At 41.9% G+C, this 16755-nt stretch carries 18 protein-coding genes; 13 read left to right on the top strand and 5 right to left on the bottom strand.

The genetic code is table 11. The annotated features are described in order from the left end of the window. The first annotated feature begins 20 nt into the window (after positions 1-20). A complete protein-coding gene (locus tag DWZ47_RS25335) occupies positions 21-650 on the top strand; it encodes a BT4734/BF3469 family protein (RefSeq protein WP_117515085.1) in 630 nt (209 codons plus the stop codon). Positions 651-679: 29 nt separating this feature from the next. Further along, positions 680-2512: a DUF3987 domain-containing protein gene (locus tag DWZ47_RS25330; RefSeq protein ID WP_117515083.1), complete on the top strand. Its 1833-nt coding sequence runs from the start codon at positions 680-682 to the stop codon at positions 2510-2512. A 133-nt stretch (positions 2513-2645) separates the two neighbouring features. Here the strand turns inward: DWZ47_RS25330 and DWZ47_RS25325 are convergent, their stop codons facing one another. Next, on the bottom strand, positions 2646-2864 hold the full coding sequence (locus tag DWZ47_RS25325) for a DUF4248 domain-containing protein (protein WP_004297475.1): 219 nt from the start codon (positions 2862-2864) through the stop codon (positions 2646-2648). Between the two features lie 220 nt (positions 2865-3084). Between DWZ47_RS25325 and DWZ47_RS25320 the strand changes: the two genes are divergently transcribed. The 3 genes from DWZ47_RS25320 (at position 3085) to DWZ47_RS25315 (ending at position 4182) form a co-directional block, all read left to right on the top strand. Continuing rightward, entirely contained in the window at positions 3085-3573 is a 489-nt protein-coding gene (locus DWZ47_RS25320; protein ID WP_004319266.1) for a DNA-binding protein, read from the top strand. Positions 3574-3656: 83 nt separating this feature from the next. Continuing rightward, complete coding sequence (locus tag DWZ47_RS30480; protein WP_004297473.1) at positions 3657-3764, top strand: smalltalk protein; 108 nt, start codon at positions 3657-3659, stop codon at positions 3762-3764. Positions 3765-3768: 4 nt separating this feature from the next. After that, positions 3769-4182, top strand: a complete 414-nt coding sequence (locus DWZ47_RS25315) for an N-acetylmuramoyl-L-alanine amidase (protein ID WP_004313206.1) — start codon at positions 3769-3771, stop codon at positions 4180-4182. A gap of 3 nt (positions 4183-4185) precedes the next feature. Here the strand turns inward: DWZ47_RS25315 and DWZ47_RS25310 are convergent, their stop codons facing one another. The 3 genes from DWZ47_RS25310 to DWZ47_RS25300 all read right to left on the bottom strand — a co-directional run bounded on the left by DWZ47_RS25310 (position 4186) and on the right by DWZ47_RS25300 (position 6841). Further along, on the bottom strand, positions 4186-4935 hold the full coding sequence (locus DWZ47_RS25310) for a polysaccharide biosynthesis/export family protein (protein ID WP_004319269.1): 750 nt from the start codon (positions 4933-4935) through the stop codon (positions 4186-4188). A gap of 27 nt (positions 4936-4962) precedes the next feature. After that, positions 4963-5541 carry a UpxY family transcription antiterminator gene (locus DWZ47_RS25305; RefSeq protein WP_117515081.1) on the bottom strand — a complete coding sequence of 193 codons (579 nt, stop codon included), beginning with the start codon at positions 5539-5541 and terminating at the stop codon, positions 4963-4965. A gap of 334 nt (positions 5542-5875) precedes the next feature. Then, positions 5876-6841 carry a tyrosine-type DNA invertase cluster 3b gene (locus DWZ47_RS25300; RefSeq protein ID WP_004319272.1) on the bottom strand — a complete coding sequence of 322 codons (966 nt, stop codon included), beginning with the start codon at positions 6839-6841 and terminating at the stop codon, positions 5876-5878. 278 nt (positions 6842-7119) lie between these two features. Here DWZ47_RS25300 and DWZ47_RS25295 point away from each other — a divergent pair, with 278 nt between their 5' ends. The 5 genes from DWZ47_RS25295 to DWZ47_RS31150 are packed head-to-tail and all read left to right on the top strand — an operon-like array spanning position 7120 to position 11659. Beyond that, positions 7120-8568, top strand: coding sequence for a reverse transcriptase family protein (locus DWZ47_RS25295; RefSeq protein ID WP_233525109.1), 1449 nt, complete (start codon positions 7120-7122; stop codon positions 8566-8568). After that, the gene (locus DWZ47_RS31420; protein ID WP_410492100.1) at positions 8475-9338 is read left to right on the top strand and encodes a hypothetical protein; all 864 of its coding nucleotides are present in this window, start codon (positions 8475-8477) and stop codon (positions 9336-9338) included. Before DWZ47_RS25295 ends, DWZ47_RS31420 begins: the two co-directional genes overlap by 94 nt. Further along, positions 9316-9960, top strand: coding sequence for a hypothetical protein (locus DWZ47_RS25290; RefSeq protein WP_117515079.1), 645 nt, complete (start codon positions 9316-9318; stop codon positions 9958-9960). The genes DWZ47_RS31420 and DWZ47_RS25290 overlap by 23 nt, the downstream gene beginning before the upstream one ends. Beyond that, a complete protein-coding gene (locus tag DWZ47_RS25285) occupies positions 9957-11426 on the top strand; it encodes a response regulator (protein ID WP_233525107.1) in 1470 nt (489 codons plus the stop codon). Before DWZ47_RS25290 ends, DWZ47_RS25285 begins: the two co-directional genes overlap by 4 nt. Beyond that, positions 11411-11659 (top strand): hypothetical protein, encoded by a 249-nt coding sequence (locus tag DWZ47_RS31150; RefSeq protein WP_233525106.1) that lies wholly within the window; start codon positions 11411-11413, stop codon positions 11657-11659. Before DWZ47_RS25285 ends, DWZ47_RS31150 begins: the two co-directional genes overlap by 16 nt. A gap of 98 nt (positions 11660-11757) precedes the next feature. On the opposite strand, the gene DWZ47_RS25280 is transcribed toward DWZ47_RS31150, so the two are convergent. Beyond that, positions 11758-12729: a type I phosphomannose isomerase catalytic subunit gene (locus tag DWZ47_RS25280; protein ID WP_117515077.1), complete on the bottom strand. Its 972-nt coding sequence runs from the start codon at positions 12727-12729 to the stop codon at positions 11758-11760. 259 nt (positions 12730-12988) lie between these two features. On the opposite strand from DWZ47_RS25280, the gene DWZ47_RS25275 reads away from it, so the two are divergent. The 3 genes from DWZ47_RS25275 to galK are packed head-to-tail and all read left to right on the top strand — an operon-like array spanning position 12989 to position 16680. Then, positions 12989-14086 carry an aldose epimerase family protein gene (locus DWZ47_RS25275; RefSeq protein WP_004307294.1) on the top strand — a complete coding sequence of 366 codons (1098 nt, stop codon included), beginning with the start codon at positions 12989-12991 and terminating at the stop codon, positions 14084-14086. Between the two features lie 51 nt (positions 14087-14137). Then, positions 14138-15478, top strand: a complete 1341-nt coding sequence (locus DWZ47_RS25270) for an MFS transporter (RefSeq protein WP_008644046.1) — start codon at positions 14138-14140, stop codon at positions 15476-15478. A 47-nt stretch (positions 15479-15525) separates the two neighbouring features. Then, positions 15526-16680: a galactokinase gene (galK, locus tag DWZ47_RS25265; RefSeq protein ID WP_004297463.1), complete on the top strand. Its 1155-nt coding sequence runs from the start codon at positions 15526-15528 to the stop codon at positions 16678-16680. The last annotated feature ends 75 nt before the right edge of the window (positions 16681-16755 follow it).

Here is a 16755-nt window from a genome sequence, read left to right as displayed (position 1 = left end):
AACTTCAAATAATAAACATTATGACAAACGATTTTAGAATGTCTTATTTCATGCCTCCCATTGCTCCCATCAAAAATGAACAGGGACGGATTGTTACTCCTGCAACACTTATTCCCTCTTGCGAAGTCTCCGTAGAACAAGTTTTTCAAATAATAACCTGCAACGAGAATCTCAAAATTCTGACCGGACAAGTACGCAATTCCGGAGATATACGGACAGCAAAAGCATCACTATTGCCTTATGTGACTCCCTGTGGTACGTTCTCGCATCGCAACAGCAAATGTTTCGTAGCTTCTTCACATCTGGTGGTGGTAGATATCGACCATCTCGATTCCTATCAGGAGGCAGTGGAAATGCGCAGTACATTGTTTAATGACCACCTTCTGCATCCTGTACTCACGTTTATCAGTCCCAGCGGACGGGGTGTGAAAGCATTCGTACCCTACGATCATTTACCCATTGCTAACGACACAAACAGTATCATCGAAAATATGAAACTGGCAATGATGTTCACTGTGTTGCTCTATGGTACTGAAACACCTCCTCCATTCGGAGAAAAACGCAAAGGGGTAGACTTTTCCGGTAAGGACATTGTTAGGTCTTGTTTTCTTAGTCATGATCCGGGAGCGTTGTTTAGAAACAACAAATAATTAGATATTAAAAACTATAAATTAAAATTATGGACGAAATTGAATCGTTATGCCGCCTCTGTGAGGCGGTTGAAACTGCAGGAGCGGATATTGCCCCTACGTATGCTGAATATGTACAACTGGCGTTCGCCATCGCAACGGATTGCGGAGAAGCGGGACGCGAGTTTTTCCATCGGTTGTGCCGGGTGTCTGCCAAGTACGAACGGGAACATGCCGAACGGATATTCTCCAATGCACTTACTACCCGGCATGGAGATGTCCATCTGGGCACTGCATTCCATCTTGCTGAAAGGGCGGGTGTGACTCTCTGCAAAGAGGAAATGATGAACCACCGGAAAAATGCAAAAAATGCAGGAAATGCACCGTCCAAAAATCTCACACACACGCACGTGTATAATAAGGTGGACAATGAAGAACCGGACGAATCCGAAGAGCTGCAGGACGGGAGTGACCCGAACCAGCCATTGCCCTCTTTCACCGAAGCGGACTGGCCGAAAATCCTGTTGCTCATCATGAGTTATGCCACCAGCCCCACACAACGCGATGTCATGCTGCTCGGAGCATTGACCGCCATAGGTGCCAGCATGGAGCGATATGTGAGATGTCCATACGCCGGCAAACTCCAGTCTCCTTGCCTGCAAAGTTTTATTGTAGCTCCTTCCGCCTCGGGTAAGGGAATTCTTTCGTTCATCCGGCTGCTTGTAGAGCCTATTCATGACGAGATCCGCCAAAAAGTAGCGGAAGAGGTCAAGGCCTACAAAAAAGAGAAAGCCGCCTATGATACCATGGGAAAGGAGCGCTGCAAAGTGGAAGCTCCTCAAATGCCCAAGAATAAAATGTTTCTCATCTCGGGCAATAACACCGGAACAGGTATTCTGCAAAATATCATGGATGCCAACGGCACAGGACTTATCTGCGAAACCGAAGCGGATACCATCTCCGCTGCTATCGGTTCTGAATATGGACACTGGAGCGATACACTCCGCAAAGCATTCGACCACGATCGTCTGTCGTACAACCGGCGCACCGACCAGGAATACCGGGAGGTAAAGAAAAGCTATCTCTCCCTCCTGCTTTCCGGCACACCCGCACAAGTAAAACCACTCATTCCCTCGACAGAGAACGGTCTTTTCTCGCGCCAACTGTTTTATTATATGCACGGTATATGGACATGGATCAACCAGTTTGAAAGTGGCGAAACCGATCTGGAAGCCATCTTCACAGGCATAGGCCTGGAATGGAAAAAGCAACTGGACCTGATGAAAGCACACGGGCTTCATACGCTCCGGCTCACTGATGAGCAAAAGCAAGAGTTCAATGCCCTCTTTGCCGATCTTTTTTTCCGTTCGGGACTTGCCAACGATAACGAAATGAGCAGTTCCATAGCCCGACTGGCTGTCAATACATGCCGTATCATGGCAGAAATAGCTATGATTCGTGCATTGGAATGCGACCAGCCTTATCAGTTCAAGGATTCTTCCTCCCCTCTGCTGACCCCTGACAAGGAGATTGCCGCCGATAATATCAAAGACGGCATTATCACCCGTTGGGATGTGACAATCACCGCTGAAGATTTCCATGCGGTGCTGGAGCTTGTAACTCCGCTCTATCGTCATGCCACACATATCTTGTCTTTTCTTCCTTCCACAGAGGTCAAACATAGAGCCAATGCCGACCGGGATGCACTTTTTGAAATGATGGGCAACCAGTTCACCCGCACACAGTTGTTGGAGCAGGCTGAAAAGATGAAAATCAAACCTAACACTGCTCTTAGCTGGCTGAACCGTCTGATAAAAAAAGGATTGCTTATCAATACAGACGATAAAGGCGTTTATACGCGCACGCATGTGTGCGTGTGTTAGGGAGCCCTCGAAAAAAGTGCATTTTTTGCATTTATATAACAACAGGACGTTTCATGAATCCTAAAGCGGCGCTTTAGAGGTGGTAAAGCATAGCTTTACGACTGCTAAAGCGGTGCTTTACTTTTCCGCTCTTCTAAGGTTCTCCCAAGGCATCTACAATCACTCTCACCTCCAACGGGGTGAATGAGCGGCGCTTTGATTCGTAACCTAAGTCGTACAGGCGTTGCAGAAGTCCGGGACATAAAGAGATCCATTTCTTCATCTTTCGATATGCAGCAATGTCAGTTAGTTCCGGAGAATAAAGTTGAGCCAGTTCCATGCGGCCGTAGGCGCGTATTTTGAATTCGTTCATGATGAATAAGTTTCTGATTTACAGTTACAAAAACAACAAAACATATTCACATATCCTACGTTTTTCCATTGAATAACCGACCGTTACTGCGTATAATTGACAATAATCGCGTGCAACTGTAGACTATTGATTTCTGCGGGTTTCAGGGTTGTATCTTTGTATCGTCGAAAGGGAAAAGAATCCCCCGGACACAATGTTTAACCCTTTAATTTATTGTTTTATGATTCGTTACAAAATTTATCAAAACCAACAGCAAAAAGGCCTGAATGCAGGCAAGTGGTTCGCCCGTGCAGTAAGCGACGAGACGTTTGATTTGGCCAAGCTTGCCGAACACATGTCGAAACACAATTCACCGTATTCCGGTGGGGTCATCAAAGGTGTGCTTTCCGACATGGTAGACTGTATCAAGGAACTGCTGCTCGACGGCAAATGTGTGAAAATCGACGACCTTGCCATCTTTGGTGTGGGCATCCGAAGTAAGGCGGCTGAAACACTGGAAGATTTCTCATTGGAGAAAAACATCACTGGTATGCGTCTGAAAGCCCGTGCTACCGGTAATTTGTCAACCACCAACCTGAAACTTGACAGCCAGTTGAAACAACAGGCCGAATATCAGAAACCAACTACCCCCGGTGGAGGTTCCGATTCAGGCAATACGCCCAATCCGAATCCGGGCGGAAGCGGTGAAGCACCTGACCCGGCTGCCTAATTCCTATTCCTTAGTTCCTGTAAGTCCTTCATTTAGTGAAGGACTTATTTAAATCCAATTTTTAATCTTAAAAAAACAATGTCATGAGTAATTCATCTTCTCCCCGTTCCGTATGGAGCTTCATTATCAAAGTGATTATCACCGTTGCCACCGCTATCGGAGGCCTGATCGGAGTACAAAGTTGTATGTAGCCCCATGCGCACCATCACGCTGATTATCATTCATTGCAGTGCCACGCCGGAAGGAAAATTCCTTTCGGCGGAGGCTTGCCGACAAGATCATATCCAACACCGTGGATTCCGTGACATCGGTTACCATTTCTACATCACCCGCGATGGAGAAATTTGCCAGGGCCGTCCTCTGGAAAAGGTCGGGGCACACTGCCGTGACCATAACACCCATTCGATAGGTATTTGTTACGAAGGAGGGCTGGATATTGCCGGACGTCCCCAAGACACACGTACATTGGCGCAACGAGGTTCCTTGCTCGCTTTGCTCCGCGAATTGAGGAAAAGATTCCCCAAAGCATTGATTGTAGGCCATCATGATTTAAATCCGATGAAGGAATGTCCGTGTTTTAACTGTATCAAAGAATATGGAGAGTTGTAAGGATCATCTAAGTATATTGACCAACAGACTGGCAATTGACACTAAGATGGAAAATCCCGAAATCCACATCGTAGTACTTGTTCCGATGTCCGCGCTCTGTGCTTTGGTTTTATTGGGAGTGACATATAGGATGTCATTCTGTTGCAACTGATAGTAAGGAGATAACAACAAATCCGCGTCGTTCAGATTGAGTGTAACAAACTGTTTATGCCCGTTCTTGTCTTCGCGGATTAGTTTCACATTATCACGAACACCATAAATAGTCAAATCTCCTGCCATGGCAAGGGCCTCGAGCACATTGATCTGCTCATTCACTACCGGATAAACACCGGGAGAGGCCACTTCGCCCAAAACTGAAACTTTAAAGCCGGACATACGGACTACTACCGTAGGTCTTTCTTTCACGTAAGATTTCAGTCTATCCGTTATCAGGTTTTCAGCTTCACGACTTGTTAAACCGTTCAAAGGAAGTTTACCTAAAACCGGATAATTGATATTTCCCTGATCGTCCAATAGAAACGTACTGCCTTGCGCATTGAAAGGCTGCGAAACAACCGGATCGGAAGTGGAAACAAGAATGGAAACTTCATCACCCGGTATCAGCCTTGCGTCCTGAACAGGCGCAACTTGCGTATTCGCCTGTTTCAAAATCTCCGCATCCTGTAAGTAAGGTACTTTCTTATAGGACTGGCAAGCCGAGAGAAAGAAGAAAAAGAATATCAGTGCAAAAGCACCGGATAATTTCGTATTCATGTAAATGGTGGATAAATGATGACTGGATTAGTTTTTCTCACAGATAGCCTCGACATAACCAATAGGCATATTGACGCATGCGCATCCCAGCATATTCAGCCGGACGGCAATCTTGCTTTTGCCATCGACATTGACCAGTTCACCAACCAGCCCGGTCAGAGGTCCTTTCACAACACGAACCTTCTCACCACGTGCCAAAGGAGAGCTGTTCATACAAATAGCTTCCTCTGAATAGTCGAGCATGAAACGAAAACGAGCCATCTGCTCATCTGGAATCACCGCTGGAGAGCTCTCACCATGCATCACCATATAACGGCTCACTGTAGAAAAACTTAGAACTTCTTTGCGCTCTTTCGGATTAACGTGTACAAACACCATCATTGGAAGAAGGACAGACTCAACCATCTTGCGCCGGTCACTCCACTGATGAATTTCCTGCTGAACAGGAACAAAATTCTCAATCCCTATTTTATCTAAACGTTCGGCTACTTTCTTCTCGTGATGCATACGAACCAGAGCAACATACCAGCGTTTAGAGTGTGCTACGCCTTCCCCTGTCCCATCGCTAGGCCCAGCACTAATTGATTTCGGCTTTGTTAAAATCATGTTTTTTTACCTCATGTATGTCCGTTACTTCTTAGGTAACGGACAATACACACACAAGGCGCGCGTCTCTATAAAAATGGAAATCACATATAGGAATAGGGCACAAGAAAGGAACTGCCTAATACTCAACAGGAAAAATCCAGAGATTAGGCAATAAAAAGTTTAGAGCATGAAAACAAAGTTATTTCATGTTCGGATAGTTTTTTTCCTATATTTCAGATAAAACGAAAAAAAGTGGAAGAATATTTGCTTACTATTTATGTTTTTGTCTATCTTTGCGTCAAATTTAAGTTCCGTTACCTAAGAAGTAACACACATACTTTAATTCTGAATACTAACACTTTGCACTTTTTACCCTGCCTACACAACAGTTTTTAATGTAAGATAAATTCCCTTTATTTACCTCCGTACGTTCTTTAAGTCCAAAGCCTTTCAAATAGATTTGTGTGGTTTTTATAGATTTATGGCCCAATGATTCACTAATCATTTCAATAGGTACTCCCCGATACTTCGCTGTCGTTGCCCAAGAATGGCGAAGTGTATAGGAAGTGACGGGAGATTGCAAATGCAAAGCTCTTGCCAAGTCCTTCAAACAATTATTGAATTGGCGAAGAGCGGACTGATATTCCCGGTACCCTCTTTCATCCAGACGTTTTTGATCGCCGCTAAGGATGTCAAACAGATAATCCGGACAATCGGGTTGTGCATCTTCCCTATTGCGAAGCTGGTTAATCATTTCCCTGGCTGTATCAAGTACTTCCACACTCATCGGGGTTTTAGTTTTGATACGGTTGTATCGCAACACATTCTGATCGAGTGCCGATTTCTCCAGGTGGGCTAAATCTGCGAACGACATTCCGCAAAACTGGAACATCAGGGCAGCAATAGCCTGTGTACGACGCAAACGCTCCGACTTGGGGTCCTCATACAGAAGCTTATACAATTCGACAGCAGGCAGGGCCTTCTTCTGGCGAACATCGACACCGGTATAAACATCATGAAACAATCGCGGCACGTATGGCGCAATGCCCGCTTCTACTCCCCGGTTATAAATACTACGAAGCATACGCATATACGTAGAGATCGTATTGGGCTTCAAGCCACACTTGTAAAGATACTGCCCGTAGCGTCGTAAACTTTCCCGGGTGACTTGTCTGAACGACACATTGAGCGTGCCGCAAAACTTGCTGAAAGAGAAGAGAGCATTCTTGTAGACATGCGCCGTAGAATAGCGTCCCTCCTTTCGCAAACGGCCGATGTAGAACTCTGCACATCGGCTAAATCCATTTTTGTTCCTCATTACATCATTAGTTATTTTGTATATTATACCATTTGGCAAGCGGCAAAAGAACGAAAAACTTTCTAATTCTTTCCTATTTCAAACGAAAATCTTATCTTTGCACACAAGGAAGGTATACTATTACATAAATTGAATTTAGCAAGCTGGTTAAGAAATTAACAGATCGGCTTGATGTCTTCTTCGGAAGACTATAGGTTTTATCATTTGCCGTAGTCGCAGACCGCTCTGCGTGCTCGTTTATACATAAAGAATTTTTTTAGTATACTTTCCTTATTTTAATGACAGAGCAAGAGATTAAGATACGTCAGCAAGTAACCCGGTCTTTTCAAGAAATAAAGACTGTTGCGGATTTGACTAAACTAATGAATGAGGTTTGGTCATTCTTATGTAAAGGTACACATAAAAGAATTCCACTAAAAGACGTGACTTACTTTAGTAACTATAAATTAGCTAAAGATGCATATTACAAGTTTTTAATTCCTAAAAAGAACGGAAAAACGCGTGAGATACAAGCACCTGTAAAAGACTTAAAACGTCTGCAAATATGTCTGAACTTTATCCTGTCCAGTCTTTATCACCCTCATCCTGCCGCTAAGGGGTTTATTTTGGGACAAAACATAAGTGACGCAACAAAACCACACGTAAGAATGCCTTATGTTTTTCATTTAGATTTAAAAGACTTTTTTACTTCTATTTCTCTTTATCGGGTAAAGGCTTGTCTATCATTACCTCCATTCAATCTGAATGGAGATAAAGAAAGGATAGCTTATTGTATAGCCAATATATGTTGTACTAATGACGGCAGCAGAACCTTCTTACCTCAAGGCGCACCGACTTCTCCCATTTTGTCCAACATTGTAAGCCTGCGTCTGGATCGAAAGCTTACCGGACTTGCCAAAAGATTCAGTGCTAGATATACACGCTATGCAGATGATATAACTTTCTCATCCTATCAGGACATCGCAAACAACACAGAGTTCCAGCAAGAACTAGTCAGGATCATTTCGGGACAGAACTTTCAAATTCAGCCTTCCAAAACCAGAGCAGAAGGCAGAGGATACAGGCAAACTGTTTGCGGCTTAACAATCAATGAGAAGGTCAATGTCTCAAAATCGTATGTCAAAGAGATTCGGTTATATTTATATCTATGGGAACGGTATGGATATGAACGCGCGCAGATGTATCTCGCTTCAGATATAAAGAAAACGAAAGGCAACCATTCCGACATACCTCAATTATCCCATTATTTAAATGGAAAAATCCAATATATGCAGATGATAAAAGGAAACAGTGATGCTACTTATAAAACATTGCGAAACAAATTTATCTACTTATATATTCCTCAATGGAAAGAATGGAAAAAGAATATACTCGACTTCTGTGATGCGGTACAAAACTCTAAATTAAGTATAGAAGAGCTAAATAAATGGTATAAAACAATTAGTACAAATATCAATATACATCTATTAAAAGACACCCCCCTCTATACTTCACTTACCAAAGCTCTGTCTTGTTTAACTTTAAAAGCATCTGACATTCCCACACAGACTGTCTTTAAGGAACCAATACACAATGCCACACTACTACCATCCTTTTTATATGAGAATTTCAGCAAAACGATCCGCTCAAATTTATCACTCATATCTGGGACGGAAATGCGGACAATTGCAAATTTGAAGGGTATGAGGATTTTATCCGAAAGGAACAAATTGCATTTAAAGAGATAACCGGACGTTTTAAAACAATAGATAAAAATCTTTTTTATTGTTTTTACGGTTTTCTACATAATCCCCTCAACAACAGAGGATGGGGGCAATATAAAATAAAATCCGGATGGAGTTCTTCATGGCTAAAAGCATGGTGTTCTGAACATCCGGAGCGTTCTCCTTTCGATTGTCCGATTCCGGAAAATAAACGCGAAATAGCAAATAATGTAAAATTGAACTATTTCAGCGATATCGTAGAGCTATTTAAATCTGAATTTCAGCTCAGACCGGAAACACGCCAACTAAAGAAACTTCTACGAGAACTAGTCAGGCAATATTTAAATTTCGATTTTCATGTTACGTTTGAACTAACAGATGTCAAATTATATACAAACGTATATATGATACGTAATATTCTATCTGACATACTACATGATATGGCACAAAGGAAGCAGTTTCCCGACATTCTCGTTAGAGTTGAAGACCTTGGTTCTGATTATGTAGATATCCTACTTTGTCAAAAGGATTCGGATTATTATGCCACTCACCTACAACTGATCCAGGAAACTGAATCTGGAGATTTTTGTGAATTGAAAAGAAAAATGGCAAACTTATGCGACTGGTATGTGGAAACACAATGTAAAGATGGAGCATTCCGCATCAATTATTTAAATAGTATTCAGCCTGATCGGACAATAGCGGAACCTTTGCTTTCAGATGGAGTAAAGGGATTCACTCACCGAATCCGTATATATAAACATTATGCTTATGAAAATCCTAATTATAGATGAAAAGAAAACACGGCGGGAAGAGCTTGCTTCAATAAATGAGGAAGTAAACAACACACTGAAGAACTGCGACCAGCTTCACATCCTGACAGGGAATGAATGTAATACTTTTATTGAAGGAGTTCGTTCCAACAACAAAACATTTAATATGGCAGAATATGCAATTATTTGTTGCCATCACACATTTGTAGAAAAAATAGAGGAGCAGTTAAAAGAGATATGCCGGAAAAACAGTATTCCACTCATTTTCTTTTCCGGACGTTATTCCTACTCCTACATGAGTGATAATGTATTGCAACTGAGCGTCGACAAATTTTACACACAGGCATTGCCATGCATAGTGCAAGATATAAAAGCAGAAAATCCGCTGATACTTGAAAAAATAGAATTCGGAGAAGATTATGAAGTTGCCATATTAATGAATACAAGAAATAAATTGATAGAATGGCTTGAATCCGAAGACGACACGCGGACATATTCCGAACTTGATTTAGACAGCTATGTATTAGAATTAGCCGACAATGCTTCGCTAACCGAATGTGTGCATGAAGATAAAGAGTACAATCCGACTCTATTGCGCGAACAGATTAATAGTATATCCTCACTTATAAAACAAAAAATATGAAACCGGCCTTGATTTACTATAAAGAAAATGTATTTTCGCAACTTGATTATTTTCAAAACATCCGTTTAGCCACTTCCGGACGCACTGTTGATGAAAGATTTTACCTGACATTCAATGACTTATCAGAAAGCTACAAAAAGGAAGGAGTCACAGCCATTTTTATTATGAACACATTATCTGATAATGCTATAGAATTGCAAGGACTTCAGATGGCACACTATATACGTATTATAACCAGAGGTGAAGGAGTAGGAAAGCTACCCATTTTCTTAATTGGTTCAGAAAATATCACTGAATTATTACGTCTTTCAGATTATTCCTCCATTCTACAGACTCCGGCGGTGGAACTTTTATCTTACTCTAAAGAAAAAGTGAAAAATGTCATTGACAATATTCAGAGCTATAAACATCTGGAAAATTATGAAGCATATCTAGAAAAAACTCATATACCTCAACCTAACAACTATCTTTCCCATCATTCTATAACGAGCGAATGGTCTTTATACCAATGGTCTACATGTCTGAATATCAAACCAGCGATAGCAAATCATATTGAAAGGAATTTATATTACAGGTATGTTATATCGCAACACCCCGAATCTGACGTTAAAGTTACGATTGATTATCCTCCGTATTCATCAGAGTCAGGGTCGGAAAAAAAGCGCATTCTCATTATTGATGATGAAGCAGATAAAGGATGGGGTGAACTTTACAAGGCATTATTTTCTCACTACTCCAACATTGAAGTAAACACCCTGAAAGACTTTGATTATGCATCCGACACCAAAGCGACCTTACTCCAGAAAGTAAAGGAAGCGATTGAAGAAAGGCCGTTTGAACCGTATCATTTAGTATTACTTGACATCCGGCTACTGCAAGATGACTTTAAAAAGAAAACAGACTTCTCCAGCTTTGATGTTATCAATGTGCTACAAACACTTGATAAGGGAATCCAAATTATCATCGTGACAGCCTCCAATAAGGCGTGGAACCTGCAATATGCTTTAAACAGAAATGTATTTGCTTACATCACTAAAGAATCTATTTTTGATAAAAGTTGTTCTAAAGAAAAACTGGAAGAGTTATTAAAACAGTCTGTTGACGCAATCTCTAAAAGTCGTTTTCTCAAGCAAGTGGCAAAAAATGAAAAACAGATTTTGGACAGATTAAACGATAAAACAAGCACAATAAGTGTTCCTATTAGAGAAAGGATGCTTTATAATATAAAGGAACAAATAGAAATAGCTTGGGTAATGTTGACGAATTATCGTTTCGATGAAAGGTATTTACGGTATGCTTACTTGTCATATTATCAGATACTAGAACTTTTCGCAGAAACAAGTACTGGAATGTATATCAAAATCAAGAATAAAAAGGATATTTATTGCGAAGACACAAAAGGAAAGGATATTAATTGTTCTGAACAGCTAAAAATGATATATGACAATATATGGAAGGCAACTTGATCCAACAAACACAAGGTAGTCGTACAGAAAAAGAGTTAGAATTGGGATCATATGCACGAATTGGATCATGGATGTTCGCCCGTACCACAAACCGGCATTTCATGACATTATTGGAATTAAACTCTACAAGAAACAACAATACCCATGGAGGAAGTAGCACTCCCAATATTGATTTAGAAAAAAGACTTCTAAAAATGATGGCTCTCATCATCGATTTCATGGACAATGCATAGTATTCTGCACATTTTCTTGCCTATATTTTACCACTTTACCGAATAATAAGGGACATCCTTCAGAAGAATGCCCCTTCATTTTTTATGTTTTTCTCGTTTTATACGTATGTTTCCAGCAATTTCACATTTCCTCCTTCGGGAGTGATAGTGACATCTTGCGTGGTAGCAGGCAACAGGATAGATTCTCCTGCACTAACAGTCAGTTCATTACCTTCATTGTCTCTCATCTTGCATGATCCTTCCATACAGATAAAGATCACGAATGAATCGAGTTCGGAATAGTCACAACTGATTTCTTCAGTCATGTCATACAGAGAAGTCGTAAAGTAAGTGCAGGCAACCAGTTCTACCGGTTCGTCCTTCAACGGTTCGTATTTAGTGCGATAGTCATCCAACACTTCGTAGTTGATGGCTTCACGGGCTAAATCGGTGTGAAGTTCGCGGGTTTTACCATTCGCATCTTTACGGTTGAAATCGTAGATACGATAAGTTATATCAGAAGTTTGCTGAATCTCGGCGATGAAAGAACCTGCTCCGATGCTGTGCACGCGTCCGGCAGGAAGGAAAAACACATCACCCGGATGAATTTCATATTCCTGCAATACGTCGGTAATCGTATTGTTCAACACGCGTTCTTTATATTCTTTCGGGGTAATCTGTTCAGAGAATCCTGAACGCAATTTAGCTCCTTTGTCGGCATCTACCACATACCACATCTCGGTTTTTCCCATCGAATTGTGGCGTTTCTTCGCCAACTCATCTGTTGGGTGTACCTGGATTGACAAATCCTGTTTGGCGTCGATGAACTTAATGAGCAGTGGGAATTTATTGCCGAAACGGGCATAATTCGCTTCACCAACCAGTTCCTCACGATACTTTCTTACCATATCGGCCAAGGTTAAACCTTTATCCGGGCCATTAGCCACTACGGATTCATTGTTCTCAACACCGGAAATCTCCCAGCTTTCTCCTACTCCTTTCAAGTCTGAATTCAAATGCTTGAACGGAATAATTTTGTCGCCCCCCCAAAGCGTCTGCTTCAGAATAGGTTCGAATTTTAATGGATACATTTTTGTTTTTCTTGTTATAAACTTAGATTAAATTCGCTCGGATTGTTACAATCCGGGAACAAACATACAAAAAATAGTTCAGTTTTTAAGAAAAGGAGGATGAAAATTCATTTAAGAAATCATCTTTTGTCCTTGCATCCAAAGAAGATGAAGTAATAAAGCTAAACTTTCCTAAAGCACCTGTCATATTTAGTCGGAATAATTTGTGAGTAAGAAAGAATTTCCCTTTATTTGCAGGAAATTTTTAATAATACCAGACATGAATAACACATTCCCAACAGAAGGGAATCTATCAGGGCTCAGCCGGAAAGATTTCCAAAAGGATATAAATGATAAGAAAACTGATTTATTTATCCTCAAAAACACAAAGGGAATGGAAGTAGCTGTAACCAATTACGGATGCGCCATTCTTTCTATCATGGTACCGGACAAAAACGGTAAGTATGCTAATGTAATCCTCGGACACGACAGCATCGACCACGTCATCAACAGCCCGGAACCTTTCCTAAGCACTACTATCGGACGCTACGGCAACCGTATCGCGAAAGGAAAATTCACCTTGTTCGGCGAAGAACATGAACTCACGATTAACAACGGACCTAACTCTCTGCATGGTGGACCTACCGGTTTCCACGCCCGTGTTTGGGATGCTGTCCAGATTGATGAGAGCACAGTGCAATTCAACTATGTTTCTGCTGACGGCGAAGAGGGATTCCCCGGCAATCTGGAAGTGGAAATGACTTACCGCCTGGAAAATGAAGTAAATGCACTGACTATCGAATACCGCGCTACCACCGACAAAGCTACAGTCGTTAACTTGACTAACCACGGTTTCTTCAACCTCGCCGGTATTTCCAACCCTACTCCTACCGTTAACAACCACATCGTTACGATCAACGCTGATTTCTATACGCCTATCGACGAAGTTTCTATCCCTACCGGTGAAATTGCCAAAGTAGAAGGTACTCCGATGGATTTCCGTGCTCCGCACACTGTAGGCGAACGTATCGACGACAAATTCCAGCAACTGATTTTCGGTGCAGGATATGACCACTGTTATGTACTGAACAAGATGGAAAGCGGTTCGCTCGACCTGGCTGCCACTTGCAAGGACCCGGAAAGCGGACGTATCATGGAAGTATATACCACCGAAGCGGGTGTACAACTCTATACGGGCAACTGGCTCAATGGATTTGAAGGTGCACACGGAGCTACATTCCCTGCCAGAAGCGCTATCTGCTTTGAAGCACAGTGTTTCCCGGATACTCCGAACAAACCTCATTTCCCATCGGCTACCTTGCTGCCAGGTGATGAATACCAACAGATCACTGTCTACAAATTTACGGTAGAAGAATAAGATTTGAAAAATAACTAACCTAATTTTATAAACTAACATTTTTTTTGAACCATGACACAAGAAAAAAAGAACGGTAATCTCGTCGCAATTATCACGATGTTCTTCATCTTTGCGATGATCTCTTTCGTAACAAACCTCGCTGCTCCATTCGGAACAATCTGGAGAAATGAATATGCGGGTTCGAACACTTTAGGTATGATGGGAAATATGATGAACTTCCTGGCTTACCTGTTTATGGGAATTCCTGCCGGTAACATGCTCGTTAAGATCGGTTACAAGAAGACTGCTTTGATTGCAATGGCAGTAGGTTTCCTCGGTTTGTTCACACAGTATCTTTCCAGCTTATTCGGAGCAGGTGCTGAAGTATTCGCATTCGGTGAGTATGTTATCAAATTAAACTTTGTAATCTATCTGCTTGGTGCATTTATCTGCGGTTTCTGCGTTTGTATGCTTAACACAGTGGTAAACCCGATGTTGAACCTTCTCGGTGGCGGTGGTAACAAAGGTAACCAGTTGATTCAGACTGGTGGAGCTCTTAATTCTTTGTCTGGTACATTGACTCCGCTTTTCGTAGGTGCTTTGATCGGTACTGTTACTTCAAGTACTGCTATGTCTGACGTTGCTCCTCTGCTCTTCGTTGCTATGGGTGTATTCGTTGCTGCATTTATCGTTATCTCATTTGTTGCTATTCCTGAACCACACCTTCAGAAAGGTGGAGTGAAGAAAGAAAAATTCTCTCACAGTCCATGGAGCTTCCGTCACACTTTACTGGGTGTAATCGGTATCTTTATTTATGTAGGTATTGAAATTGGTATCCCGGGTACACTGAACTTCTATCTTGCCGATTCAAGCGATAAAGGTGCCGGTATCATGATGAACGGTGCTGCTATCGGTGGTGCTATCGCTGCTATCTATTGGTTGCTGATGCTTGTGGGACGTACTGCAAGTAGTGCTATCAGTGGTAAGGTTTCCAGCCGTGCACAGTTGATCGCTGTTTCTGCTACTGCTATCATTTTCGTATTGATCGCTATCTTCACTCCGAAAGATGTAACGGTTTCAATGCCGGGTTACACTGTAGGCGAAGGCTTTATGATGGCACAGGTTCCTATAAGTGCCTTGTTCCTTGTACTTTGCGGTCTTTGTACTTCTGTAATGTGGGGTGGTATCTTCAACCTTGCAGTAGAAGGCTTAGGAAAATATACAGCACAGGCTTCCGGAATCTTTATGATGATGGTTGTTGGTGGTGGTGTATTGCCGTTGATCCAACAAAGCATCTCTGACTCTGTAGGTTATATGGCTAGCTACTGGTTGATTATCGCTGCTCTGGCTTACCTGTTGTTCTACGGTTTGGTAGGTTGCAAGAATGTAAATAAGGATATTCCTGTGGAATAATCACATAGAATAGAATTCAATTTATTCACCTTTAAAATATAAATATCATGGATACAGAATACGTAAGAAGTCGATTCATTAAACACTTTGACGGAACTACTGGATTTTTATATGCTTCTCCGGGCCGTATCAACCTGATCGGTGAACACACTGACTACAACGGTGGATTCGTTTTTCCGGGAGCGGTAGACAAAGGGATGATTGCTGAAATCAAACCTAACGGTACTGACAAAGTAAAGGCTTACTCTATCGACTTGAAGGATTATGTAGAATTTGGTTTGAATGAAGAAGATGCTCCACGCGCCAGCTGGGCAAGATATATTTTCGGTGTATGCCGTGAAATGATTAAACGTGGCGTTGATGTGAAGGGATTCAATACTGCTTTCGCAGGTGATGTACCTCTGGGTGCAGGTATGTCTTCTTCTGCTGCTTTGGAAAGTACGTATGCTTTCGCACTGAACGAACTGTTCGGTGAAAACAAAATAGATAAATTTGAATTGGCTAAAGTTGGCCAGGCTACAGAACATAACTATTGTGGTGTGAACTGCGGTATTATGGACCAGTTTGCTTCCGTATTCGGTAAAGCAGGTAGTTTGATCCGTCTGGATTGCCGTTCACTGGAGTATCAGTATTTCCCATTCCATCCGGAAGGTTATCGTCTGGTTCTGATGGATTCAGTTGTGAAACACGAATTGGCTTCTTCTGCTTATAACAAGCGTCGCCAAAGCTGTGAAGCTGCTGTTGCCGCTATCCAGAAAAAACATCCGCACGTAGAATTCCTGCGCGACTGTACAATGGCTATGCTAGAAGAAGCGAAAGCTGATATCAGCGCTGAAGACTATATGCGTGCAGAATATGTAATCGAAGAAATCCAACGTGTACTCGATGTTTGCGAGGCATTGGAAAAGGATGATTACGAAACTGTAGGTAAGAAGATGTACGAAACTCATCACGGCATGAGCAAGTTGTACGAAGTAAGCTGCGAAGAACTCGACTTCCTGAATGACTGCGCTAAAGAGTACGGTGTAACCGGTTCACGCGTTATGGGTGGCGGCTTCGGTGGTTGTACTATCAACCTTGTTAAGGATGAGTTGTACGATAACTTCGTTGAAAAAACAAAAGCTGCTTTCAAAGCTAAATTCGGCAGAAGCCCGAAAGTGTATGACGTAGTAATCGGTGACGGTTCTCGTAGACTGGAATAAGAATTTATTCGAAATTAAATAAATAAGAAGAGGTTGTGTCAAAACGCTGACACAGCCTTTTTTATGCGCAAAGCC

The organism is Bacteroides sp. AF32-8BH (assembly GCF_003435205.1).
Classification (GTDB): Bacteria; Bacteroidota; Bacteroidia; order Bacteroidales; family Bacteroidaceae; genus Bacteroides; species Bacteroides ovatus.
This window is presented reverse-complemented; position numbering and strand designations above follow the sequence as displayed.